Annotated in this window: 18 protein-coding genes, 2 tRNA genes and 1 pseudogene; 13 read left to right on the top strand and 8 right to left on the bottom strand. The window is 63.2% G+C overall.

The window, feature by feature from the left end; translation table 11 throughout:
- Nucleotides 1-143 precede the first annotated feature (143 nt).
- The 3 genes and pseudogenes from SPYCA_RS07485 to SPYCA_RS07475 all read left to right on the top strand — a co-directional run.
- Nucleotides 144-584, top strand: a pseudogene (locus tag SPYCA_RS07485) (transposase); the annotation flags it as partial.
- Nucleotides 585-1037: 453 nt separating this feature from the next.
- Nucleotides 1038-2267, top strand: coding sequence for an ATP-binding protein (locus tag SPYCA_RS07480; protein WP_120219627.1), 1230 nt, complete (start codon nt 1038-1040; stop codon nt 2265-2267).
- The gene (locus tag SPYCA_RS07475) at nt 2268-2570 is read left to right on the top strand and encodes a DUF6414 family protein (protein ID WP_120219626.1); all 303 of its coding nucleotides are present in this window, start codon (nt 2268-2270) and stop codon (nt 2568-2570) included. It begins immediately after the preceding gene.
- A 92-nt stretch (nt 2571-2662) separates the two neighbouring features.
- Here the strand turns inward: SPYCA_RS07475 and SPYCA_RS07470 are convergent, their stop codons facing one another.
- The gene (locus SPYCA_RS07470) at nt 2663-3742 is read right to left on the bottom strand and encodes an IS5 family transposase (protein WP_120220341.1); all 1080 of its coding nucleotides are present in this window, start codon (nt 3740-3742) and stop codon (nt 2663-2665) included.
- A 29-nt stretch (nt 3743-3771) separates the two neighbouring features.
- Between SPYCA_RS07470 and SPYCA_RS07465 the strand changes: the two genes are divergently transcribed.
- Together SPYCA_RS07465 and SPYCA_RS07460 are read left to right on the top strand one after the other, a co-directional pair.
- Nucleotides 3772-4941, top strand: coding sequence for a DUF6414 family protein (locus tag SPYCA_RS07465; protein WP_443029505.1), 1170 nt, complete (start codon nt 3772-3774; stop codon nt 4939-4941).
- Nucleotides 4942-5203: 262 nt separating this feature from the next.
- The gene (locus SPYCA_RS07460; RefSeq protein WP_197715374.1) at nt 5204-10072 is read left to right on the top strand and encodes an ATP-binding protein; all 4869 of its coding nucleotides are present in this window, start codon (nt 5204-5206) and stop codon (nt 10070-10072) included.
- Between the two features lie 78 nt (nt 10073-10150).
- On the opposite strand, the gene SPYCA_RS07455 is transcribed toward SPYCA_RS07460, so the two are convergent.
- Together SPYCA_RS07455 and SPYCA_RS07450 are read right to left on the bottom strand one after the other, a co-directional pair.
- Nucleotides 10151-11322, bottom strand: a protein-coding gene (locus SPYCA_RS07455; RefSeq protein WP_120218809.1) for an IS3-like element ISSpma3 family transposase whose coding sequence is annotated in 2 segments (ribosomal slippage) — nt 10151-11070 and nt 11070-11322 — 1173 coding nt in all. Because the reading frame shifts where the segments join, the coding sequence is not laid out codon by codon here.
- A gap of 216 nt (nt 11323-11538) precedes the next feature.
- On the bottom strand, nt 11539-11829 hold the full coding sequence (locus tag SPYCA_RS07450) for a hypothetical protein (RefSeq protein WP_146625099.1): 291 nt from the start codon (nt 11827-11829) through the stop codon (nt 11539-11541).
- A gap of 156 nt (nt 11830-11985) precedes the next feature.
- Here SPYCA_RS07450 and SPYCA_RS07445 point away from each other — a divergent pair, with 156 nt between their 5' ends.
- The 3 genes from SPYCA_RS07445 to SPYCA_RS07435 are packed head-to-tail and all read left to right on the top strand — an operon-like array spanning nt 11986 to nt 14590.
- On the top strand, nt 11986-12471 hold the full coding sequence (locus SPYCA_RS07445; protein ID WP_120219623.1) for a DUF3489 domain-containing protein: 486 nt from the start codon (nt 11986-11988) through the stop codon (nt 12469-12471).
- On the top strand, nt 12471-12899 hold the full coding sequence (locus tag SPYCA_RS07440; protein ID WP_120219622.1) for a DUF2924 domain-containing protein: 429 nt from the start codon (nt 12471-12473) through the stop codon (nt 12897-12899). The genes SPYCA_RS07445 and SPYCA_RS07440 overlap by 1 nt, the downstream gene beginning before the upstream one ends.
- Nucleotides 12896-14590: a recombinase family protein gene (locus SPYCA_RS07435; protein WP_120219621.1), complete on the top strand. Its 1695-nt coding sequence runs from the start codon at nt 12896-12898 to the stop codon at nt 14588-14590. The genes SPYCA_RS07440 and SPYCA_RS07435 overlap by 4 nt, the downstream gene beginning before the upstream one ends.
- 256 nt (nt 14591-14846) lie before the next feature.
- On the opposite strand, the gene SPYCA_RS07430 is transcribed toward SPYCA_RS07435, so the two are convergent.
- Nucleotides 14847-14937, bottom strand: a tRNA-Ser gene (locus tag SPYCA_RS07430).
- 132 nt (nt 14938-15069) lie between these two features.
- On the opposite strand from SPYCA_RS07430, the gene SPYCA_RS07425 reads away from it, so the two are divergent.
- Both SPYCA_RS07425 and SPYCA_RS07420 read left to right on the top strand, forming a co-directional pair.
- Nucleotides 15070-16047: a peptidylprolyl isomerase gene (locus tag SPYCA_RS07425; protein ID WP_120219620.1), complete on the top strand. Its 978-nt coding sequence runs from the start codon at nt 15070-15072 to the stop codon at nt 16045-16047.
- A 34-nt stretch (nt 16048-16081) separates the two neighbouring features.
- Nucleotides 16082-16462: a DUF1905 domain-containing protein gene (locus tag SPYCA_RS07420; protein WP_232003582.1), complete on the top strand. Its 381-nt coding sequence runs from the start codon at nt 16082-16084 to the stop codon at nt 16460-16462.
- Here the strand turns inward: SPYCA_RS07420 and SPYCA_RS19690 are convergent.
- Entirely contained in the window at nt 16452-16580 is a 129-nt protein-coding gene (locus tag SPYCA_RS19690; protein ID WP_269462443.1) for a hypothetical protein, read from the bottom strand. The genes SPYCA_RS07420 and SPYCA_RS19690 overlap by 11 nt on opposite strands.
- 118 nt (nt 16581-16698) lie before the next feature.
- On the opposite strand from SPYCA_RS19690, the gene SPYCA_RS07415 reads away from it, so the two are divergent.
- Nucleotides 16699-16773 (top strand) — tRNA-Thr (locus tag SPYCA_RS07415).
- 28 nt (nt 16774-16801) lie between these two features.
- On the opposite strand, the gene SPYCA_RS07410 is transcribed toward SPYCA_RS07415, so the two are convergent.
- Nucleotides 16802-17680: a LysR substrate-binding domain-containing protein gene (locus tag SPYCA_RS07410; protein ID WP_120219619.1), complete on the bottom strand. Its 879-nt coding sequence runs from the start codon at nt 17678-17680 to the stop codon at nt 16802-16804.
- A 143-nt stretch (nt 17681-17823) separates the two neighbouring features.
- Between SPYCA_RS07410 and SPYCA_RS07405 the strand changes: the two genes are divergently transcribed.
- Entirely contained in the window at nt 17824-20145 is a 2322-nt protein-coding gene (locus SPYCA_RS07405) for a CDC48 family AAA ATPase (RefSeq protein WP_120219618.1), read from the top strand.
- Between the two features lie 57 nt (nt 20146-20202).
- Here the strand turns inward: SPYCA_RS07405 and SPYCA_RS07400 are convergent, their stop codons facing one another.
- Complete coding sequence (locus tag SPYCA_RS07400; protein ID WP_120219617.1) at nt 20203-21522, bottom strand: MFS transporter; 1320 nt, start codon at nt 21520-21522, stop codon at nt 20203-20205.
- A gap of 145 nt (nt 21523-21667) precedes the next feature.
- Here SPYCA_RS07400 and SPYCA_RS07395 point away from each other — a divergent pair, with 145 nt between their 5' ends.
- Nucleotides 21668-22306, top strand: coding sequence for a class I SAM-dependent methyltransferase (locus tag SPYCA_RS07395; protein WP_120219616.1), 639 nt, complete (start codon nt 21668-21670; stop codon nt 22304-22306).
- Nucleotides 22307-22492: 186 nt separating this feature from the next.
- Here SPYCA_RS07395 and SPYCA_RS07390 read toward each other — a convergent pair whose 3' ends face one another.
- The gene (locus SPYCA_RS07390) at nt 22493-23641 is read right to left on the bottom strand and encodes a phospholipase D-like domain-containing protein (RefSeq protein WP_232003581.1); all 1149 of its coding nucleotides are present in this window, start codon (nt 23639-23641) and stop codon (nt 22493-22495) included.
- Nucleotides 23642-23797: the final 156 nt, after the last annotated feature.

Raw genomic sequence — 23797 nt, 5'->3', positions numbered from 1 at the left:
CCAATCCGGGCAAGCATAGGAGGGATCCGTGCGGGTCGTTGCCAATTCGCTCCGGGGCTAGCCCCGGAGCGAATTGGCGCTCACCTCAAACTGGGGAATTTTCATTCGGCACTTCTGGGGAGAATACATCCGGTATCGACACCTACGTTCCCAAGGGCCAGAACACCGTTGTTGCCGCCGCCATCCGCCAGGTCTTCCTCCAGCCCGATCATGCCGCTGCGACACAGGTCTGGCGTCAGGTTGCCGACCAGCTGCGCGCCCGCTGGCCGAAGCTTGGCACCTGCATGGATGAAGCCGAGCATGACGTGCTCGCCTACATGACCTTCCCTGAGCAGCACCGGGTCAAGCTCCACAGCACCAATCCGCTCGAACGGCTGAACAAGGAGGTCAAGCGCCGCGCCGATGTCGTCGGCATCTTCCCCAACGAGGACAGCATCATCCGCCTCGTCGGCGCCGTCCTGCTCGAGCAGAACGACGAATACCAGCTCCAGCACCGCTACATGCAGATCGAGGGCATGGCAGCGCTCGCCACACCAACAATCGAGGAGGCTCAGCCGCTACAGATTACACCAAAGGCCGCCTGAAAATGAAGCCCGCTGGCCACACCCGAATTTACACCACATTGACGGACACGACCTAAGATCTGGTAATGGCACACAGATGGCTAATACTCCGGAGACGCTACCCACTCGTAGCAGAAGAACGTCGAAGGAATCACGGGGTCGTGATACCACTGGCTGATCAATAATAGCCGTAGAATGCTGTTCCATGACATCGTCAGTAGAACAAAGACGCACGGATGTCCGCCTTTTTCGGGTTTCTAGATTGATCCTCCGACGACCGAATGGGCGCGTGACTGCCGGCAGCCCGAACCAACATAGCTGTCGTTCCCCGACTGCAATGGAGCTGTCAAAACCTGACCTACATTCACTTTTGGCCAAAGACGGTAATAGATCAAGCACTGCTAGCAGCTCGTCTTCAATCAGAAAGCTTGTACAGGCTTCCACCGAATTCAGCGTGAGTGTAGGCTGGGTTGTATGAGCCGAGCTGATAGCGCCGAAATCAAGGGCGACCTTTTCCGTGTCATCCATATCGACGAAGAGTCCGGGACAGTTTTCGTCAGGTACGCCGATGGAAGAACTGCTCGCCTGACCAATATCGAACTAGGTACATTGGCGAAGAATGACGTTATTCTGTCCAATAACGAAGGATGGGTAATCGTCCCTGAAGAGGTCTGGCCTCGGTCTCTTCTCACCTCAGTTGTCAGAACGATTCTGGATGACGGAACCATCCTCGGAGAGTCCGGGAACGCCCTTCTGGTCTTAGGAAATCCGAGCAATTTGGAGGTGAAGCCGGACTTTACCGTCGAAATCGATAGTTCGACGTCAGCAATCAACCGCGTGGTTGCACAGGAGCCACTCCGGGTACGTCAACACCCCGCAGACGAACAAATTTCGCCAGGTTCATTTTTGGTCCGGCCTCAAAGTGATGGTTTGACGTTCGATGATTTTGGCGGGTACCGAGATGTGGTCATTCGAGCAAAGGAACTCATTGAGACCCAGCTCGAACGTCATGCCGAACTCGAAGCCATTGGAGCTCGTCCCGTCAAGGGCATACTTTTCACAGGCCCCCCTGGAACCGGGAAAACACATCTGGCGCGGATCATCGCGAATCAAGCTGGTGCGAATTTTTACGACATAAGCGGTCCATCGATCGTCAGCAAATGGGTTGGAGATACCGAAGATTTGCTCCGTAAAATCTTCGATCACGCAAAAAACTCGGACTCGGGAAAGTCGATCATTTTCTTTGACGAGATAGACAGTATTGCGGAAAGCCGAACAGGAGACTCCCACGAAGCATCCCGTCGACTTGTAGCGCAGTTTCTGACTCTGATGGATGGTTTCGATTCCAGCAAAAATGCGACGGTCGTCATAGCCGCCACAAACAGAGCCGACGCTCTCGACCCAGCCCTCACCCGGCCTGGCCGCTTCGACTGGGAGATCGAGTTTGGACTTCCAACCATTCTGGATCGTCTTGAAATTCTTCGAATCGGCGCCCGTAGAATCCAATGCTCGGAAGACCTCCCCCTCGTCGATATCGCTATAAGGTCGCACGATTGGTCGGCTGCTCGCCTGACGTCAATCTGGACGGAAGCCGCCATGATCGCCGCATCAGATAGACGCTCGCGGATCGCTGGCGAAGATATGGCCCAAGCTTACGAACGCGTTGCGCGCCGACCCGATCGAAAAATGGAAAGCCGGTCGTAGATGATTAGTTTCAAGCGTAAATTCCCCTGGATAGGGCGTAAAAACGTTGAACTTGGCAAAGGTCCGGAAGAAGCATCGGAACCTTTGAGAGAGTTTGTTTACCTGGACGAAGTCAGCCTTGGTAGTCTTTTAGCTTCGCAGAAAGGCGAGATCACCGAGAACATCACGTCGCAGATGGGAAATGAGAAAATCTCAGAGACCGGCGGAAAAATTTCAACAAACAGCCCGGTTTTACCTTCTGCCGAGATGGACACCCGCAACAACCGTGATTTTGGCGACTTGATTGGCCGCGGTGCGGCATGATGCCTACAGGATGACCGTTTGTGCGGACAGATTGTCCTTTTTGCGCTGGTTTTGATGGGCTTTTCATCCGCTGCTGCGGATTTCGGGCGCACCTATGCCGTGGCTGCGCGCCGTTCGTGGAAGATCAGGCGGTCGAAGTTGTAGGCGAGGTTGGCGAGCGTGAGTTTGGCCTGAGCACGGGCAATGCCGATGGTGCGGATGAACAGGCCATAGCGGTTTTTCTGGTGCGCAAAGACATGCTCGACCCGTGCCCGGATCGCTGACTTTGCCGCATTGGCCCGCGCCATGCGCTCGGGCATCGGCTTGCCCTTGGGCTTGCGGCGATGAATGCGGCTCTTGAGCATGTTGGCCTTGAGCCATGCCTCGTTCTTGCTGCTGCGATAGGCGCTGTCTGCCCAGACATCGCCAGCGGTGTTGCTCGTGTCGATCACCCTGCGCAACTGGCGCCCGTCGCTGTCGGCTGCCGAGGTGACGGTTGCTTTGCGGATAAAGCCGTAGCGCCGATCGATGCTGATATGCGACTTGTAGCCGAACACCGGCGTGGCGATCTGCGGCAGCGGCGTCCCATCGGGACGATGGCGGACCTTGCCCCCTATCTTCACCGTCCAGCGCGCGTCGACATCCTTTTGGTGCGCCTTGTTCGGCTTGCCGCGCCAGATCTGCCTTGCCGACTTGCCCGCCTTGATCGCGGCCTTCTCGTCCTCGGTGTTGCGCTGCTTGGGCGCGGGCACCAGCGTGGCATCGACGATCTGACCGCCCATCGCCAGATATCCCGCCTCGCGCAGTTGCTGCTCGAACGCCTGCATCAAAGCCTCGAGCGTGCCGCTCTGTGTGAGCCGGTTGCGATAGTGGCGGATGGTGTTTTCGTCTGGCATCGCGCCGCCAAGGTCGAAGCCGAAGAAGCGCATCCAGCTCAGCCGATCCCGGATCATGAACTCCATCCGCGCATCCGACAGATTATGCTGCGCCTGAACCACCAGTACCTTGAACATCGCCACAGGATCGAAGGCTGGCCGGCCGCCCTTGGCGCCGTCACTATAACCGAGGCCCTTGGTCAACAGCGGCCGGAAACGCTCGAACTCCACCGTGCCCGCCAAAACCTCCAGCGGGTCGCCGTCCTTGCTCAGCCGCTCCAGGTGCTCCGCCAGCGAAAACAGGCTGCGTGAGTGCATCAAACCTCTCCGTCCAATGCACAGAGTGAATCAGATCATGGCCCCAAACGCGAGGGGTTTTTGCGGGTGTCCAGATCAGCTCCCGATTTCAAACCACTAATAGCAGTGCCCTGCAAACACTGCGGAAGGCTACTGCTCAATCGCTTTTCCGCGAACTGCATAAGCTGCCCAAGCTCCGGAAAATACAGCCGATAGAAGCTATCGAAGCGGCAGACTCACTCGAGGATCTATTTTCGGGTAAATTCTCCAAGGCAATTCACAATGCTGGAGATTTGGCGAGAGGCGATCTGGTCGAGTTCAAGGTCAAATTGTCGGCGTCGTGGATCTTTCAGATCAGCTCCATGATAGCTGAGTTTTCCGAAATGTTTGATGAAAGTCCAATGCTTTTCATGGATCACGTTAAATTTAAGGATCTGTATCAAGCGAAGAATGCCAATAAAATAGTCAGTAAGCTACTGGCTGGCCTAATACCGGTAGACGGAGTAGTATCAGACTATCTGGTAATTGAGCGCGGTGCAGAAAAATTTATAGTTCACAAGGGTGTCGCCAGAAACTTGAACGGTGATTTTTCACTCTTGAGAATCGTTGGCGTTACAGAGCATCTAGGCTACTGGAAAGATATTCGCAGAATATTGTTCGCCGACAACGAGTTCACTATATTATGCAGGCTATCAAAGAATGGCATTCAAAACGATTGGAACCCGATAAAGGCCGCAGATATTTTCAAGGAACTGGCTCCAGATTTAGCCAAGCAGATCGAGGTCGCCAGCCGGACTGCGATGTTGCAATCGACCAGCGGTCGAAGTGAAGAAAGCATGGACCCAGCAACCGCAAAGCTGACTTTTGCCTTGGCCAAGTACCAGGATAAGTTGCTTGGGCAAATCGATCATGGCCTCACCAGTGACCAGCTCTCCGAGTTGGATCGGGCGATCGCCAGCCTTGCTGTCGACGGTTTTACCGCTGAGGGGCAAAGGTCGGCGTTCGCATCCGTCAGGGCGATGATCGAAGACCGCACTGGTCTGACAATCGAGTCGTCCGCCGATTTGGAACTGCGTGAGAACATTCGAAACAGCTTGGAAATCCCACTGTTCCCGCAGCCATCTCAAGAGAGGCGACACTTGACTGGACCGGATAATCTTGAAGCCCAAATGGAAGAAGCAAACCTTCTCGACGTCGAAGTGGTCGCAATATACTGGTGAGTTCGTGGAAGGCAGCTTTGCGACAACGCGCTGCAGAATGGAATTTTCTGCGACCAAAAATTCGATGTCTCGAAATCCTGATCTCGGTTCGTATAACGGAAAAGGGCAAACACTTACCTAGATCGAAGCCGGGACCTAATCAGAACTGCTTTTGTTCTGACGAAATAATGGGCGACGCTATATCAATAGAGGAACGCAATTGACCAGCGAAGCGGCCCCCGCACCTAAAATGAGCGCGGGTGGGCGGGCAACCGAAGCCGGAATGGACTTCCAAGCCGAGGTCGGCACTTGGCTCGCTGCGCATCTACTCGCGCGCGTGCCGGTCGGCGGGCGCTTCGGTCTCGCAAATGTGCCGCTGCCGACCACAATCCAGCTCGAAACCGGCGACGGGCTCGACGACATCCGGCTGGATCAGGATGACGCCAGCCGCATCGACCTCCAGAGTAAGACTAGCGCGGGTCTTGCGAAAAGCCCCAAGAGTCCACTGGGCAAGACGATCAGCCAGCTAGCGCGGCTGATGATCGATGCCCGCGATGCCGGGACCGCGATCGATCCGGTCAAGGCGCGTGCGGTACTGGCGGTGGCTGCCGACGCACCGCGGTCGCTCGACGCGCTTGAACGCGGGTGCCGCGCGTTCGACCTCGGCGGAACCTGGACCACGACCAAGGCCGGGCGGTCGTTGGCCGAGCGCGACGCACTCGATCTGTTCGAAACCCATGCTCGGCGCGCGTGGGCGATGCTTTCCGCGACGCCGCCGACCGACGACGATCTGGCGATGATGGCGCGCCTGTTCCGCGTCGTGCGCTTCTCGATGAACGAGGGCGAAAACAATTGGCGCGAAGCATCGCGGCTCATTGGCGGCCGGCTCTACGGGTCGGAAGCCGCCGGCGACGCGCCGCTGCGCGATCTCAAGTCCATCATCCGCGGCATGATCGGCAGCGGCGCGCCCGCGGACCGGGCCGGATTGCTGCGCGAGCTTCGTCGGCTGGGCCATAATGACGTCGGCGCGGCGGACTATACGGCCGATCTTGGCCGCTTGTCGGCGGCAACCGACGATGAGCTTGCGCGGCTCGCCGGTCACACCCGCCTGCCGATTGCCGGCGGCATCCCGATCGCGCGGGCGAGTGATGGTCCGCTCAGCGCGGCAGTCGACTCCGGCGCGCTCATCGTTATCGGCGAACCTGGTGCTGGCAAGACCGGGGCGCTGGTCGCGCTGGCGCAGGCGCGCCGTGCGGCCGGCGATACGGTCGTGTTTCTGTCGGTCGATCGCTTTCCGGGTGTCGCCATCGCCGCCGATCTTCAGTCCGAGCTGGGACTGGAGCATCCACTGGTCGAGGTGCTGGACGCGGCTCCCGGTTCGGGCGCCAAGCTCCTCATTATCGATGCCCTCGACGCCGCGCGCGGCGGACCCGCCGAAGGCGTGTTCGCGCAGTTGATCGAAACCCTTCGCGCCTCGGGCACGGACTGGGCCGTCATTGCGTCGATCCGCACGTTCGACCTGCGCAATGGGCGCCGGTTTCGTGACGCCATGCCGGGATCGCCGCCCGATCCGGCCTTTGCCGAACCCGGTCTGGGCAATGTTCGGCACTTTCAGGTGCCGCGCCTCGCGGACGAGGATCTCGATGCGGCCGGTGGCGCCGCCGCCGATCTCGGAAGCCTGCTTGGCGCCGCGCCCGTCAAGCTGCGCGATCTGCTCCGCAATGTCTTCAACCTCTCGCTCGCCGCGCAATTGCTCGCCGATGGCGCCAGCCCCGACAGTATCCGCACCGTCGCCACGCAGTCCGACCTGATCGATGCCTATGAAGATCGCCGGCTTGCCGGCACCACCCTGCATGCGGCCGCGGCGGCGACGGTCGGCGCGATGGTCAGCCGGCGCCGGCTCGCCGTGCGCAAGGTCGTCGTCGGGCACGATCAGCTCGACGCCGTGATCCAGACCGGCGTGCTCACCGATACCGGCGACCTTGTCAGCTTCGCCCACCATGTCCTGTTCGACCATGTCGCCGGCCGCTTCTTCCTCGAATGGGACGATCCAGCTCGTCTGATCGGACAGCTCGGCGGCGACAGCTCGATCGCGCTGATGCTTGCGCCGGCCCTGCGCTTTGCGATCGAGCGGCTGTGGCGCCAGGATGCCGATGGCAAAGCGCAGGTCTGGCGGCTCGTCGCCGACATCTATGCCGATCCTGCAGTCGATCCGGTGCTCGCCAACGTCGCCCTGCGGACAGCGATCGATCGCGTCGCGACGGCCGCCGATATTGCGGGGCTGGTAGCCTTGATTGCGGAGCGCCCGACCGACGAAGCGCTGGCGACGAAGCTGTCCAGGCTCGCCCGGTTTGTCGGGCTTGCGGTCGACTTGGCCGGTAGCGTGGTGGCAAGCGAGGCGATCGCTTGGGCACACATCGCCGATGCGGCAATCGCCACCGGATCGCGCGATCTGTCTGATGCGACGCGCTTCCTGCTCCATACGCTGTTCGAAAAGGCCGACCTCGCCGAAACCGAGTTGCTTGAGGTGTTCGGGCGCGCGTCGCGGGCGCTGCTCGCCTTTGCCTGGGCGGCCGATCCGCCGATGCAGCAGACTTCGACCAGTGCGATCCGTTTTGTCGGGAAAAGCTTCGCCTCCGATCCCCCCGCATCGCGCGCGTTGCTCGACCGAATTCTGCGCGAACCGCATTTCTCGGCCAATGCCGATCGCGAAGCCCGCTGGCTCTCCGAACAGATCATGCCAATCGCTCGGACCGATCCCGACTTCGCGATCGAAATATACCGTATGCTCTATTCGTCCAACATAACCGACGACAGTACCTCCCACTTCGGCGGGCAGGTGAGCCGCATCATGCCGCTCTCGTCGAACCGCCGGCAGGATTATCAGAGCTGTCGCTATGATCTCGGCCGGCGCGTAACCCGGCTGCTGGAACTGTCGGCGTCGCTCGGCACGCGCGCGATCGTCGAAGCGGCGCTCGGCGACACCGACCGTGCGATGCCGCTCGGCGATGATCGCGAACGGGTGGCGATCGAAGACCGCGCGCCATTCGATCTTTTGGGCCGCGACTATACGTTTGACGCGTGGGACGACCCTGAGGGCCGTCACGGCACCCAAGACGACGACGTTCTGGCGCACCTGGTCGCACACCTGCGGGGCTGCGCGCCCGAGGCGTTCGCCACGACGGTCGAGGCGGCCGCGAGCGATTATGCGGGACCGGCCATATGGACGCGGATCTTGGGCGTTGGCGCCGAGCGCGTGGATGAGGTCGGCGACCTGCTTTGGCCGTTCGCCAGCAACGTCACGATCCTGGCGCACGAAGACATCGTCCGCGAAGCGGTGCGGTTCTTGGCGGCGGTCTATCCCTCGCGCACTCTAGATGAGCGTGCGGCGTTCGAAGCGCAAGCGCTGCGATCTGATCTTTTCAGCGACGAGGACGAGCAACGCTGGTGGCGGCGCACGCTGAGCCGCTGGCTGTCGCTGGTCGATGCGGAAGCGATTGCCACCGAGGCGATGCGCGCCTTCCGCGATGAACTGGACGCGGCTGGAGACCTCGCCGGTAATCCGCCGACCCGGTCGATGACGGTAAGCTGGGGATCCTCGCGCGGTATCACGCGCAGCCTGCTCGCGGGCGAAGGCGTCGACGTCGACGAGGGCATCGACGCGCAGATGCTAGCCCTATCCGAGGCGCTTTACGAGAAGGTGCAGGCGACACCGTCCGCCAGTGAAGGTGCCGCGTTCGCAGAGCTGTGGGCTGCGGCTGTCGAGACGCTCGCATTCTGGGATGCCAATGCCGCTGCTCTGGACGCCAAGGTCGAGCAACCGGTTTGGGGGCATATCAGCAATGCGGTCGAGCGCATCGCGGGCGCGGCGGCCTACGCGCCGGGCGTCGACGGCATGCCGTCGATGGAGCAGCTACTCGCCGTGCTCCGCCGTTTGTGGGCGAGCCGCTTTCCGGAGACCAAGGAGAGTGGCGACGAGAATTCGAGCCTGAGCTGGGGCAATTGGGAAGTCCGCGTCTATGCGGCCGACGCCTATGTCTCGCTCGCCGATCGCTTTGGCGAAGCCCATGGCGAGATCGTCGAGATGTTCGACGCGATCCTCGCCGACCCCGTGCCGCAGGTCCGTTTGCAGGCCGCGCAGAGCATACAAGTGCTGAGCCGCATCGCACTCCCCAAGATGTGGGAGCTGGCTGAACGCATCGCCCGCGACGAGCCGCATACCGGGGTTCTGAGTTCCTTCCTGCACTATGTCATTCCGCGCTTCACCTGGCGCGATGTCGAGAAGTGCAAGTCGATCATCGAGATCGTTCGCGCCCGTCGCGAGACGATCGAGCGCGACGACAAGCCGGGGCGCGACAAGGTCGCCGAGCAGCTCGGCGGCGTGACCGCGCAGCTCTGGTGCTGGCAGGAAGAGCCGGTCGCGCTCGATTGGCTGACCGCCTGGGCCGGCGATCCGGCCGCGCATCGCGAATATCTCACCTCGTTCCTGTCGATGCTGCGCGGCGCGTTCTTCACGCGCTATGCGAGCGGCGAGGAATGCGACGTGGGTCTGTCCGATCGCTCACAGCAGGCAGCCATGATCATATTAGAGGCCTGTTCCGCAGCAGCGGCCGCCAGCCATGCCGCCGTGACGCAGGGTCAGGTCGAGGGCGACGCGCGCGATACTGCCGTTGCGACCTATCGAGCCGCAGAGTCGATCATCGGGCATCTGATGAACCAGCTCTATTTCGGCTCGGGTGCGCATGCCGACAATCGCGAAGCCGCGTTGGGTCTGATGTCGGCGGAAACGATGCGGCGGTTCCTCGACGACTATCGCCTAGTTCTGGCGCTTTTGGCGGCATCGCATGAACCGTCGACGCACCACCATCTGGTCGAACTCTATGAGTTTTTGATCCCCGGCGATCCCGCTGGCGTTTTCGATGCGCTGCATGCGCTGTTGACAGGATCGGCGGCGCGCGAAGGTTATCATCACGAAAGCCTGGCGGCTCCAGTCATCGTGCGGATGGTGACTCGCTATATCGCCGATCATCGCTCGATCTTCGAGGACGACAACCGCCGTGCCGCGCTTGTCGAAATCCTACGCCTGTTCTCCGACGTCGGCTGGTCCGACGCGTTGAGGCTCCTCTACGACCTGCCCGATCTGCTGCGCTGACAGCGATCCGACCGTTCCAAGGGAAACGTGCTTATGTGGTAGGACCTGACGTGACCCCCTGGTTTCCACCAGCGGGGATTAGAGCCCAGCAGCTTTGTTGCGCATGAGCGCAGTGTAAGCAATGGCCTGTGCAGCGGAGCCCGAAGGGCGTAGCTGCACAGGCCATTGCTTATGCAGTTCGGCGGCGAACGCCGCCGGTGTCTCATATCCAAGGGCCGAGTGTGGCCGCGCCTGGTTGTAATCTTCGGCCCAGGCCGCGATCACTGTGCGGGCATGATCGAGGTCGAGGAACAGCGTCTCGTTCAGAAGCTCATCGCGCATCCGGCCATTGAAGCTCTCGACATAGCCGTTCTGCATCGGCTTGCCCGGCGCGATATAATGCCACTCGACCCCGACCTCACCGCACCATGCGAGCACCGCGTTCGATGTCAGCTCGGTCCCATTGTCGCTGACGATCATCCCCGGTCTGCCGCGCTCCTCGATCAGATCGCTGAGCTCGCGCACGACCCGGCGCCCGGAGATCGACGTGTCGGGCACCGCGCGCAGGCACTCCCGCGTGACATCGTCCACGATGTTGAGCACCCGGAACCGCCGACCTGACGCCATCTGATCATGCACAAAGTCGAGGCTCCACCGCTGGTTCGGCAGCGCGAGCACCGGTGCGGGCGCCCGCGCACCGATCGCCCGGCGCCGGTTGCGTCTTCGTCGGACCATCAGCCCCTCCTCTCGATACAGGCGCTGGGTCTTCTTCCTGTTGATCATCACGCCCTCCCGGCGCAGCAGGATATGCAGGCGCCGATAACCGAACCGGCGACGCTGCTGCGCCAACTCGCGCAGCTTCTCCCGAACCTCGGCATCGTCGCCACGCTGCGACCGGTAGCGCATGCTCTTCCGATCGGCGCCTGTGACACGGCACGCCCGCCGCTCGCTCATCCCATGGCAAGCCTGGAGATGGGCGACCGCTTCCCGCTGAACGGCGGGCGTCACCATTTTTTTGTGAGAAGATCCTTCAGCGCCGCATTGTCCAGCATCGAGTCCGCAAGCAACCGCTTCAGCTTCGCGTTCTCGTCCTCGAGCGAGCGTAGCCGCTTCGCCTCCGACACCTCAAGGCCGCCATACTTGGCCTTCCAGTTGTAGATCGTTGCTTCCGACACCCCGTGTCGCCGCGCCAGCTCGCCGGTCTTCGCGCCCGCCTCCGCTTCCTTCAACACCCCGATGATCTGCTCTTCCGAAAACCTCAAACGCTTCATCTGTCCGTCCTTCCTTCAAGACCGGACTCTAATCACTGTTGGAGGAAAATCAGGGGGTCACGTCAGACCTCGTGACATCCCAGTTGGAGCGAACATCTGCTTTCGCGAGCGCCCTTTTCCGCATCTGATGGTCGACATTGTGGCACGTTGCTGAGGATGATATCGTCGGATTGGAACGACAGCTTTTTTCGTTTTGCGCTCCAAAGACTGCGGTGGCTAAGCCGTCTCATCTCCATTTCCGACATCCTCAATCAATTCCGGGATAGCCGATGAGAGAATGTCAATCCTCATGCCCAGTTCCCGAAGAGTTGCCGCAGAAGCCTTCGCGTGGTCCGGTGACAAGCTTCTCGACTGTCCCTCGACCGCCAATGCCGCCGCGTCCTCGGCGGCAATGGTCACGAGATAGAACAATCGGCGGATAGCTTCTTGGCGAGTTTCGACGTCTCCGGACATGGCCCGACCAAGCCTTAGCCGATCGCCGAAGTCCAGACGCAGCTTTTCCAGCACACTCGCACATTCCATTCGACTTCGCGGACGAACGAAGCATTGCTGCCGTCATGAATCGCGGCCGGCTGGACGGCCGCCGCCCCGACCGGCTGACCGGCGGGGCCATGGGTGGTGGGAGCGGCGCGATGTCGCTCTATGTCGAAGGAGACACCACTCATGACTATCAAGCTTAATGACCTGCAGCTCATCCTGCTCTCTGCCGCCAGCAATCGCGCGGATGGCGGCCTGCTGCCCGCGCCGGACAGCGTCTCGGCTGATCAAGAGCGTTTGAAGGCGGCGATCAGCTCACTTGTCCGGCGCAAGCTCGTCGCGAAGGTGGGGGAGCGTGTCACCATTACCGAAGCTGGCCGAACCGCGATCGGCGCGGAGGAGTCTCCCGCGCTGGCGACCGACGTCGAAGCTGTTGATGCGAAGGCCACTCCTCAGGTCACCGATCCGACACCAACTCGGGCTGGAACCAAGGCCGCTCTGCTGATCGACCTGCTCTCCCGCGAGGGCGGCGCCACGCTCGATGATCTCACGGCTGACACAAGCTGGCTGCCGCACACGGTACGCGCTGCACTCACCGGCCTGCGCAAGAAGGGACGTGGCATCACCAGCGAGAAGGTCGATGGCGTTCGTGCCTGGAGGATCGTGGGCTGATGCCGAAGCTCCGCGATCACGAGGCATGGATCGGAGAGCTCGAGGTCATGGAACTCGAGGAACTTCGCGAGACGTGGCGGCGGCGGCACCGGACGCCGCCGCCCAAAGTCAGCGCCGGTCTCCTCCGGTTGGCGCTGGCCCATCGATTTCAGGAGAAGGCGATGGGCGGCCTCTCCAACGCAACACGCCGCCGGCTGCGCGAAACCGTTGCCACCGGGAACCCGAGAACCTCCATCCTGCCGGGCATGCGGCTCATGCGCGTCTGGAAAGGCGTCACCCATGTGGTGACCATGGATGAGAAAGGCGTGATCCACTGGAATAACAGGGAATGGCGCAGCCTCAGCCAGGTCGCCCGCGCCATCACCGGCACACAATGGTCGGGGCCTGCCTTTTTCGGCTTCCGGTCCAAGCGAGACCCAGTCAAATGAAGCAGGTCCGCTGCGCGATCTACACCCGCAAGTCGCATGAGGAAGGGCTGGAGCAGGAATTCAACTCGCTCGACGCGCAGTTCGCCGCCTGCTCCGCCTATGTCGCCAGCCAGGCAAGCGAGGGATGGGCGCTGATCGACGCGCGTTACGATGACGGCGGCATCTCGGGCGGCACGCTGGAGCGGCCGGCGCTCCAACGTCTGCTTACCGACATCGCCGCTAGCCGGATCGACATCGTGGTGGTCTACAAGGTCGACCGGCTAACCCGTTCACTGCTCGACTTCGCCAGGCTGGTCGAGGCCTTCGACAAGGCCGGAACCAGCTTCGTGTCCGTCACCCAGTCGTTCAACACAACCACGAGCATGGGGCGTCTCACCCTCAACATGCTGCTGTCCTTCGCGCAGTTCGAGCGCGAGGTGACCGCAGAGCGCATCCGCGACAAGCTCGCCGCGTCGAAGCGGCGGGGCATGTGGATGGGCGGGGTCGTCCCTCTGGGCTACAAGCCAAATGGTCGCACGCTTGAGATCGCCGAGGAGCATGCCGGGCTTATCCATTTCATCTTCGAGAGCTATGTGGAACTCGGCAGCGTCCGCGCGGTGGTCAATCGCCTGGAAGCGGATGGGACCCGCAAACCGGTTCGCCTGTCGATGAAGGGCGATCGGACCTTCGGGGGCAAGCCGTTCATTCGCAGCGAAATCCACGCCATCCTGCGCAATCCGATCTACATCGGCCGCATCCGCCATGGCGACACCAGCTATCCGGGTCTGCATCCTCCGATCATCGACCGGGAATTGTGGGACAGAGCGCAACACCAGCTCCTCGAACATGGAGGCGGCCCGCGCTCGGCTCCGTCAGCCCGTCACCCTTCATTGCTGTCCCAACTGCTTTTCGACGATCGGGGCGAACCTCTGATATCGACACACGCCAACAAGGGACAGGTTCGCCATCGCTACTATGTCAGCCGTTCACTCGTCAGGAACGCCGGTGGTCCTCGCGGCGGCGGAATGCGGGTACCCGCAAAAGAGATCGAGCGGCTGGTCCTTGATCGCCTGTGCGGTCTGCTGTCCGATCCTGTCAGCCTGTTCGAGATCATCGGCGCGCGCCTGCCCAACGGACATGACATCGGTATGATTGGCCAGCAGGGTGGCGTGCTGGTCGAGAGGTTGCGAGATTCGCGAGCGGCAGCCGTTCAGTTGTTCCTGCGCGACCTGATCAGCCGGATCGACATCATGCCCGCCGAGGTCCGGATCCAGCTTAATCCCTCCGGCCTGGGCAAGCATCTCGGTATTCCCATTCCTTCGGATGCTTCCTTCCAGCCGATCGTCGTGCCCGCCATCGTGAAGCGCTCCGGCCGGGCGATGCGGATGATGCTCGACAATGGCCGCGCCGCCAACGAGCGGGAGCCGGACGGCGGTCTGATCTCGACCATCGCGAAAGCACATCGCTGGTGGAACCGACTGGTCGACGAGCCAGGTCTCACCATCAGTGAAATCGCGAGGGCCGAAGGCGTTACCCCCTCCTGGATCACGCGCGTCATCCGGCTTGCCTTTCTCGATCCCGCCATCGTCGCGCGGATCGTCGATGGGAAAGCACCGCCGCACATCGACACCAAGCGGCTGACGCAATCCGATGCCATCCCGTTGAGCTGGACCGAACAGCGGCGGCGTCTCGGAATATCGGAACGGCGTTAATCGCGATCAGACCAAATTAATGCCGTCCCCGCCGACCGACGGGGACGGCTCACCTATTGTCCGGCTCCGGATTACTCCGGGGCAGCGGGTTCTGACTTGGTAGCACGCAAAAGGCGCCGAGAGAAAAATGCGGCAGAAGTCCAGAAGCCCCCGAATCTGGCCAGATCTCCGGGGTGCGAATGGCACGGGAAAGGACCGGAAATCCGGGCTTGCGACTGGAGGAAAATCTATTTTATATCAATAACTTATGATGGAATGGCGGAGCGGGAGGGATTCGAACCCTCGATACGCTTTTGACGTATACTCACTTTCCAGGCGAGCGCCTTCGACCACTCGGCCACCGCTCCGCATCATGCACCCGGTCGTTTCGTGCGAAGCACGGAGCGTGAATCGGGTGCCGAACCAATTCGCACTGGAAGGCGCGCCCTAGTCGGTTGGCGGGGCTTTCGCAAGCCGGTTGGGCGTGGCAGACAGGACGTATGAACCATCGCCTGCTCGCCGCCGTTGCGGCCCTCGCTCTCATCGCTCCCGCTGCTGCTGAGGACGCGCCGCCCGCGCCGCCGTCGCCGGGCGAAATCGTCGCCGCGGCGCCCGCAGCGGACTGGATCGCGATCGCGCCATCGGACCTGCTGGTGATGGAGCTGGCGCCCGATAGCGCGGGCAAGCCGCGCCGCGTCGTCATCCAGCTGATGCCCGCGCCCTTCAGCCAGGGATGGATCGGCAACATCCGCAAGCTCGCCGCCGCGCATTGGTGGGACGGGACGAGCATCAACCGGGTGCAGGACAATTATGTCGTCCAGTGGGGCGATGCGACCGAGAAGAAGCCGCTCCCCGCGGGATTGGCGAAGGTGTCGGAGCGCGAATATGTTACCGCGACAAAAGGCACAGGCGGTAGCGTTCCTTCCGACGGAAAAACGCCACCGATGTTTTGGAGCGGATACTCGCCGGGCTGGGTTTGGGTCGATCATCCGGATGCCTATGCTAAGAAGCATAGTTTTTTTCTCGGGTGGCCTTTTGGCAGCAACGACGGTCGGTCAGGCTGGGCCATTCATTGCTATGGCATGGTCGGCGTCGGCCGCAATCTGTCGCCCGATACCGGCAGCGGCGCCGAACTTTATACTGTCATCGGCCATGCGCCGCGGCATCTTGACCGCAATATCGCGCTCGTCGGCCGCGTCGTCGAGGGGATCGAGCATCTGTCGAGCCTGCCGCGCGGAACAGGCGCGCTCGGCTTTTACGAGGAGGAGGCGGAGCGGGTGCCGATCGCATCGATTCGCCTCGCCACCGATTTGCCGCAGGCCGACCGGCCGCGATTCGAATATCTGTCGACCGAGAGCGAGAGCTTTGCGCGTTATGCCGATGCGCGCGCCAATCGCCGCGATCCCTTTTTCATAAAACCCGCGGGCGGCGCCGACATCTGTAACATTCCGGTGCCGGTTCGGGCGGCAGTGAAATGACGCAGATAATTCGTTTGCATCGAGCGAAGTCGAGATGCCCAGATGGCGGGCACCGACGCTGGGTGTCTCGACGTCGCTCGACACGAGCGGGTTAGCGCGGGTGGAATCCTTCACCGTCACGACGCCGCTGTGGCGCTGGCAATCGGTGACCTCGCCGGGGGCGTGGCATTTCGTGACCATCGCGGGCGAGGCGGCCGACGGCATCCGGCTGGCGGCGATCGGCGGACAATGGCTCGACGGGCGGCGCGGGTTCGGATCGGCCAAGGTGCGCGCGACGATCGGCGACACCAGCTGGACCACTTCGGTCTTTCCGCACAGGGAAAGCGGTGGCTGGCTGCTTCCCGTCAAGGCCGCGGTGCGCAAGGCCGAGGGGCTGGCCGAGGGCGACGATGTGACGGTGACGGTCAGTCTTTAGGCGGCGTTTCGCCCTTCGCCCCGCGCGCCTGCGCCTTGCGCTTGCGCAGGTTCTCGCGCAGCGCCTCCGCCAGACGGCGTTCGCGTTCGAGATCGGCGGGGGAGGGCGTCTTGCTCACGAATGCGGCATGCCCGCGAAATCATCCGATCGTCAAGCCTCGCACCTTGACAGGCGAAGGACGCCCCGCCATAGGCCGCGCCTGCCCCGTGCGCATCGCTTTGCACGGCGGCCCGGTTGCTGCTGTAGCTCAGTGGTAGAGCGCGTCATTGGTAATGACGAGGTCGACAGTTCAATCCTGTCCAGCAGCACCATTTCCCCTGGATTGCGATAGTCGGAGCGTCAGATTCTGGCCGCGAGCAGCCAGTCGTGGAACAGCTTTACCGCCGGCTGGCGCAGCGCGCGCGGGCGGCAGACGAACCAGTAGCTGTAGGGACTGTCGACGTCATAGTCGAACAGGCGGACGAGCCGCGGGTCGTGCGCATCGTCGAAATGATGGCCGTGCATGAAGGCGATGCCGATGCCCTGCGCCGCGGCCTCGAGCATCAGCGGCCCCGAATCGAAATAGTCGATCCCCGCGGGTTCGAGATAGGGCATGCCGATCGCCTTTTTCCACTCGCTGAAGGTTTCGGGCATTTCGCGGTGCAAAAGCACGGTCATCCGCTGCAATTGCTCGGGCACGGTGATCGGCCGGTCGCCGTCGGTCAGCGTCCGCGCGGCGATCGGGAACACCTTGTCCTGATCGAGCCGCGCCGCGTAGAGCGCCGGGTCGATCGACCGCGCGAGCGCAATGGCGGCGTCGATGCCGTCGCCCAGCCGCGCCTCGGCATGCGACATGGTGTCGATGTCGATATGCAGTTCGGGATGCTGGCGCCTCAGCTCGGGCAAACGCGGGAACAGCCGCTGCTGCGCAAAAAGCGGCAGGACGTTGAGGTGCAGGCGCAGCAAGGCATTTGGGCTGCCCGCCTGGGCGATGACCGCGCGCAGCTCGTCGAGAATCGGCGAAAGCTGTCCCTGGAGCGTACGCCCCGTCTCGGTCAGGCTGAGCCCATGATGGTGGCGGTTGAAGAGGGGCCGCCCGACGACATGTTCGAGCGTCTGGATGCGCCGCGACAACGCGGGCATCGACAGGCCGAGCTCGATCGCGGCCGCCTTGACCGTGCCGTGACGGGCAACCTCCAGAAAGGCTTCCATGCTGCTGAGGGGAGGAAGGCGAGGCATAACGACCGCGGTTGATGACATGGGCGCGCGGGACATGCCATAGTTTTGTGCGCTGCGGCATGAATCGCCGGGCGCCGGGGGGTCGCAAATCGGGAACCGGCCTCCTATCTTCGGCATTCTGACCATTTTGCGGGAGACACGCCTTGGCCGATGCAGCGGTAAAAGAAAAACAGGTCAAATTGCAGGTTGCGAACGCCCGCGCCGAGGAAAGCGGCGGCGGAATCGCGCGCATTCCGCGCGCGGCGATGGCCGCGCTGGGCGTCAGCGAAGGCGACATCGTGCAGATCAGCGGCAAGCGCGACACGGCATCGCGCGTCGTCGCCCCCTATCCCGAGGACGAGGGCCTGAACGTCATCCGCCTCGATGGGCTGCAGCGGGCCAACGCCGGAGCGGGCGCGGGCGATGTGGTGGTTCTGAGCCGCGTCGAAACACGCGCGGCAACGCGGGTCGTCTTTGCGCCCGCGCAGGAGAATCTGCGGCTGCAAGGTTCGGCGAACGCGCTGAAGCGCAGTTTTTTCGGTCGTCCGCTCGTCGCGGGCGATACGGTGGCGACCGCGGGGCAGCAACGCGTGTCGGCGGGCGACATGCCGCCACAGCTGCGCCAGATGCTCAATGCGCCGGCCTATGCGCTGGCCGAAGTGCGGCTGCTCGTCGTGTCGGCGAGCCCCAAGGGCGTCGTCACGATCGACGAGAATACCGAGGTCGAACTTCTCCCCGAATATCAGGAGCCGCACGACGCGCGCCGCACCGACGTCACCTATGACGATCTTGGCGGCCTGGGTGAGACGATCGACCAGCTGCGCGAGATGGTCGAGCTGCCGCTGCGCTATCCCGAGCTGTTCCGCCGCCTGGGGGTCGATCCGCCGCGCGGCGTGCTGCTGCACGGCCCGCCGGGAACGGGCAAGACGCGGCTCGCGCGCGCGGTCGCGAACGAGAGCGAGGCGCAATTCTTCCTCATCAACGGGCCGGAGATCATGGGCAGCGCCTATGGCGAGTCCGAAAAGCGGCTGCGCGATATTTTCGAGCAGGCGGCCAAGGCCGCGCCGTCGATCCTGTTCATCGACGAGATCGATTCGATCGCGCCGAAACGCGGACAGGTGCAGGGCGAGGCCGAAAAGCGCCTCGTTGCGCAATTGCTCACGCTGATGGACGGGCTGGAGCCGCGCACCAACCTCGTCGTGATCGCGGCGACCAACCGCCCCGACGCGATCGACGAAGCCCTGCGGCGGCCCGGCCGCTTCGACCGCGAGATCGTGATCGGCGTCCCCGATGAAAAGGGACGGCGCGAGATATTGGGGATTCACACGCGCGGGATGCCGCTGGGCGAGGATGTCGACCTCGACGAGCTGGCGCGCACCACCTTTGGCTTCGTCGGCGCCGACATGGCCGCGCTGACGCGCGAGGCGGCAATCGAGGCCGTGCGGCGAATCATGCCCAGGCTGAACCTCGAGGACGGGACGATCCCGCCCGAGGTGCTCGACGAACTCAGTGTGCTGCGCGCCGATTTCAACAATGCGCTGAAGCGCGTCCAGCCGTCGGCGATGCGCGAGGTGATGGTGCAGGCGCCCAAGACGCGCTGGAGCGACATCGGCGGGCTGGACGCCGCGCGCGACAAGATGATCGAGGGCATCGAATTGCCGCTGAAGCATCCCGAAGCCTTCCGGCGGCTGGGCATTCGCCCGGCCAAGGGTTTCCTGCTCTATGGCCCGCCGGGCACCGGCAAGACCCTGCTCGCCAAGGCGGCGGCACGCGAATCGGACGCCAATTTCATCGCGATCAAATCGTCGGACCTGCTGTCCAAATGGTATGGCGAGAGCGAGCAGCAGATCGCGCGGCTGTTCGCGCGCGCGCGCGCGGTCGCGCCGACGATCATCTTCATCGACGAACTCGACAGCCTGGTTCCGGCGCGCGGCAGCGGGACGTCGGGCGAGCCGCAGGTGACCGAGCGCGTCGTCAACACGATCCTGGCCGAAATGGACGGGATCGAGGAGATGCAATCGGTCGTCGTGATCGGCGCGACCAATCGCCCGAACTTGATCGACCCCGCTTTGCTGCGCCCCGGACGGCTCGACGAGCTGATCTATGTTTCGGTGCCCGATGCGGGCGGTCGCAGACGGATACTGGAAATCCACACGGCGAAGATGCCGCTGGCGGAGGATGTCGATCTGGGTGCGCTGGCGGCACGCGCGGACCGTTTCACCGGCGCGGACCTGGAGGATCTGGTGCGTCGCGCGGGACTGGCCGCGCTCAAGCGGTCGATGACGAGCGAGGTCGTGACGATGGCCGATTTCGAGAGCGCGCTCAAGGATACGCGCGCCTCGGTCACCGAGGCGATGGAGAAGGATTATGAAAAAATCCAGGGCGAGATCAAGCAGAAGGCGATGAGCGTCGACCCCATCGGCTTTTTCGCGCCGGGGATGCTGAAGCCCGTCCGCGACCATAAGCATGAGGAGCCGCGCGATTGAGCGCGCATGTCATCCCGGCCTGCGCCGGGATGACGAATTATATGCTGGCGTCGTTCGCTATGTATCAGGCCGGTCGAGCCGCAGCGCCGACCAGCCCCAGAGCACGAGCCAGCCGCAGAAGCTCGCCATCAGGCCATAGGCCACGATGGGGTGCCAGTTATAGACGAGCACGCCGATCGCGGGGGACACGATATAGGCCGATCCGTTGATCGAGGCGGTCATCCCCGCGATCCCGCCCTGGTCGCGGCGCGGCACGGCGAGCGACGCGCCGGCGGTGAACCCCGGACGGAACAGCCCGAAGCCGAGCGAGGCGAGCGCGAAGCCGATGATGATGCCGTGAAAATCGTAGGAAAAGCCGGTGAGCAGCGTCCCCGCGCCGCCGAGCGCTGCGCCGCCGAGCACCGCGGTGCGCGGCGACATTTTGAGCAGCGGGATCAGCCCCCATTGCGAGAGCAAGGTTGCGAAGGCGCCCGCCATCAGCACGATTCCGGTCATCGCCGCGCCCTCGTCGGGACGCATCCGCAGGTTGAGCCGGTCGAGGATCAGAAAGCCGATCACGCCGAGCACCATCGCCTGCGCCTGCCCGCCGAGGAAGCCCGCGAGCAGCCAGGGCCGGACGCGCCGGTCGGTCCAGCGCAACGGCTCGGACAACGGCGTGCCTCCGTCGGGGGATTGCGCTTCTTCGACCTCCTCCTCGTCCGTGGCGGCTTGCGAGGCGGCGCCAGTGGTCGGATAGGACATGATCGAGCCGCGCGCGGCAAAGCGCGGGACGTCGTTGGGAAGGCGCCAGCGCAGCGCGATGAGCACGGCGAGCCCGATGAGCGCAAAGATGAGCAGCGGCCCCGCGAGACCGACGATAGGAAGGATGAAGAAGGGCGCGACCGCGGGGCCGATCACCGTGCCGAGGCCGAAGGAGGAGGAGACGAGCGAAAGCGCCTGCGTGCGCTGTTCGGGATCGGTGCGCGCGGCGACATAGGCCTGTACCGCCGGCGGCGCGGCGGAGCCCAGCCCGCCGTAGAGACTGCGGAACAGCGCGAAGAGGATGAAGGTCATGCCCGCCGCGAGCCAGCCCTGAAGCCCCGACCACAGGACGAGGCCGCAGAGCGCCATCGACGACAGGAAACCGATCACGCCCAGCGCCATCAGCGCCTTGCGTCCGCGCCTGTCCGACTGGCGCGCCCAGTGCGGCGCGGTGAGCACCCAGAGCAGCGCCGACCAGCTGAACGCCAGGCTGACCCACACGTCGGGGATGTGCAATTTGGCGCCGATCGCGGGCAGGATCGACTGCATCGCGGTGTTGCCCGCCGCCGCCACCAGCATCACCGCAAACAGCACCGCCATACGGTCGGGGGGAATGGAATGCGATGCCGTCGCCATGTCCGCCCCCTGGTTTTCCGGTCGATAGTGCCGCTTCTCCCTACACGCCAAAGCCCCGCTGTCCAGAGTCAAGACAGACTCTTTCCTTGCGCGACGCCCCTGATTTTGCCACGCAATTGACCGACCCAACAACGCGAAAGCCAATATGACCAATCCGCGGGCGCAGGCCCAACAAACCAAGGCCCCGCTGGTCCGCCGACTGCGCGAGGGGATGAAGCGCTTTTTCGGACCGTGGGGCATGTTCGTGCGCGGGTTCATCAAGCATCCGGTGATGGTCGGATCGATCGTGCCGTCGTCGCCGACGCTGATCGGCCACATGCTGAAACCCGTCGACTGGAAGAATACCAGATTGTTCGTCGAATATGGCCCCGGCGTCGGCACCTTCTGCCGCCCGGTGCTCGAGCGGATGGCGGGCGACGCAACCTTGATCGCGATCGACACGAACGAGGATTTCATCGATTATTTGCGGAAGGATATCCGCGACAGCCGCTTTATCGCCGTTCACGGCTCGGCCGCGGACGTCGAGGCAATCGTTCGCGCGCACGGGTTCGATCACGCCGATTATGTGCTGTCGGGCCTGCCCTTTTCGACGCTGCCCGCGGGGGTCGGGCCAGCGATCGCCGCGGCGACGCACCGCATTTTGCGCCCCGGCGGCGCCTTCCTCGTCTATCAGTTCCGCGCCCGCGCGCGTGATTTCCTGGCCGCGCATTTCGCGCGCATCGACGATGCGTTCGAGTGGGTGAATGTCCCGCCCTGTTTCCTCTTCTGGGGCTGGAAAGACTAATCGGTGACCGAAAAGACTAATCGGTGACCGAAGCGTCATAAGCTTGCCGTGTCCCCGCTAAGGCGGGGGCCCATCTCCCGCCGGTTCCAAATGGCGCCAGCCGGAGAGGGGCTCACGCCTTCGCGGCAGCACACAGCCTGTTCAGTCAAGGACGATCTCGTCGCTTAAATCTCACTGAAACAGGGTCTAAACATCCGGGTCGGGATCGCCGAGGCCGAAGTTGAGTTTGCGCGACACGGTGTAATCGGCGACGCCGACGACGAACCAGGCGAGCGTCCAGCGCAGCCGCGTCCACCAGCCTGCGCGCGCCTTGTGCGCCTCGGGCGTGATAAGCTCGCAATCGGGCTGGAGGTCCGCGACGAAGCGCCGCATCTGCGCCGCAAAGCCCGCATCGGCGATCCGCACCATCAGCTCGACATTGACGAACAGGCTGCGCACGTCGAAATTGGCCGAGCCGATATAGACGACATCGTCGACGACGATCAGCTTCATGTGCAGCTTGCACGGCCGATATTCCCACACCTCGGCTCCCTTGCGGAGCAGATAGCCATAGAGCAGGCGCGAGGCGCCGATCGTCGCGCCATTGTCGGACTTGCCCGCCATGACAAGGCGCGCACGGCCCCGCTGCGCGACGCGGCCGAGGCGGCGAAGCAGGCCTTGTCCCGGCGAAAAATAGGCCATCGCCATGTCGAGCTGGCGCGCGCCATCCAGATCGGCACGCACCGCGCGCGCCCATGGGGACAGCCGCTGTGTCGGCCCGCCGACGAGCCAGGAGACCGGACCGCCATCGACCGGCCATTCGCGGATCAGGCGGCGCAGAATCAGGAGCTTGCCATCGTGACGGACCGTATAATCGTGGATTTTGGCGAACCAGTCGGCCGCGCGCGCGACACTTGGTCCCTCAATCACCATGCCGATGTCGAACCAGCAACCGCTGCGCGGCGGGCTCAGATAATCGTCGGCGATGTTGAAGCCGCCGGTGATGGCGATGGCGTCGTCGATCAGGATCAGCTTCTGGTGATTGCGGATGAGATAGGTCGAGCGCCAGCGGCGCGAGAAGAAGGTCGCGCTGCCGCCTGCTTCGCGCAGCGGGCTGAACATGGCGTCGGGGGTGTCGCCCGACCCGAAGCTGTCGATCAGCGCGCGCACGCGCACCCCGCGGCGCGCGGCCGCCGTCAGCGCGCGCAGGATGCTGAGGCCCGCCGCGTCATTCTCGAAGATATACATGATCAGGTCGATGCTGCGTGCGGCGCCGTCGATCAGCGCGATCAGCCGCGCCAGCCGTTCGCCGCCGTCGAAGATCAGTTCGATCCGGTGCTCCGCGACCTCTGCCATCAGCCCTTGCATCGGATCGGCGGTGGGGCAGGGGGCGGCCATGTCCGCTCATAGGCCGGCATCGCCACGTGCCGCAAGGGCGGCGCGTTCGTTGACAGACGAAGCCGGGCCTGCTAGCGCGCAGCGCTTGCCGCCATGCCCCGCACAGGGCTGGCC

It is taken from the genome of Sphingopyxis sp. FD7 (assembly GCF_003609835.1).
Lineage (GTDB): Bacteria > Pseudomonadota > Alphaproteobacteria > Sphingomonadales > Sphingomonadaceae > Sphingopyxis.
The sequence above is the reverse complement of the archived record's forward strand: the minus strand, read 5'-3'. Positions and strand labels throughout refer to the sequence as shown.

Excerpts from the sequence above, each read along its gene's own strand:
- SPYCA_RS07480 (WP_120219627.1), top strand. The coding sequence starts at position 1,038 with ATGAGCCGAGCTGATAGCGCCGAAATCAAGGGCGACCTTTTCCGTGTC.
- SPYCA_RS07475 (WP_120219626.1), top strand. The coding sequence starts at position 2,268 with ATGATTAGTTTCAAGCGTAAATTCCCCTGGATAGGGCGTAAAAACGTT.
- SPYCA_RS07470 (WP_120220341.1), bottom strand. The coding sequence starts at position 3,742 with ATGCACTCACGCAGCCTGTTTTCGCTGGCGGAGCACCTGGAGCGGCTG.
- SPYCA_RS07460 (WP_197715374.1), top strand. The coding sequence starts at position 5,204 with ATGGACTTCCAAGCCGAGGTCGGCACTTGGCTCGCTGCGCATCTACTC.
- SPYCA_RS07445 (WP_120219623.1), top strand. The coding sequence starts at position 11,986 with ATGACTATCAAGCTTAATGACCTGCAGCTCATCCTGCTCTCTGCCGCC.
- SPYCA_RS07440 (WP_120219622.1), top strand. The coding sequence starts at position 12,471 with ATGCCGAAGCTCCGCGATCACGAGGCATGGATCGGAGAGCTCGAGGTC.
- SPYCA_RS07435 (WP_120219621.1), top strand. The coding sequence starts at position 12,896 with ATGAAGCAGGTCCGCTGCGCGATCTACACCCGCAAGTCGCATGAGGAA.
- SPYCA_RS07425 (WP_120219620.1), top strand. The coding sequence starts at position 15,070 with ATGAACCATCGCCTGCTCGCCGCCGTTGCGGCCCTCGCTCTCATCGCT.
- SPYCA_RS07420 (WP_232003582.1), top strand. The coding sequence starts at position 16,082 with ATGCCCAGATGGCGGGCACCGACGCTGGGTGTCTCGACGTCGCTCGAC.
- SPYCA_RS07410 (WP_120219619.1), bottom strand. The coding sequence starts at position 17,680 with ATGCCTCGCCTTCCTCCCCTCAGCAGCATGGAAGCCTTTCTGGAGGTT.
- SPYCA_RS07400 (WP_120219617.1), bottom strand. The coding sequence starts at position 21,522 with ATGGCGACGGCATCGCATTCCATTCCCCCCGACCGTATGGCGGTGCTG.
- SPYCA_RS07395 (WP_120219616.1), top strand. The coding sequence starts at position 21,668 with ATGACCAATCCGCGGGCGCAGGCCCAACAAACCAAGGCCCCGCTGGTC.
- SPYCA_RS07390 (WP_232003581.1), bottom strand. The coding sequence starts at position 23,641 with ATGGCAGAGGTCGCGGAGCACCGGATCGAACTGATCTTCGACGGCGGC.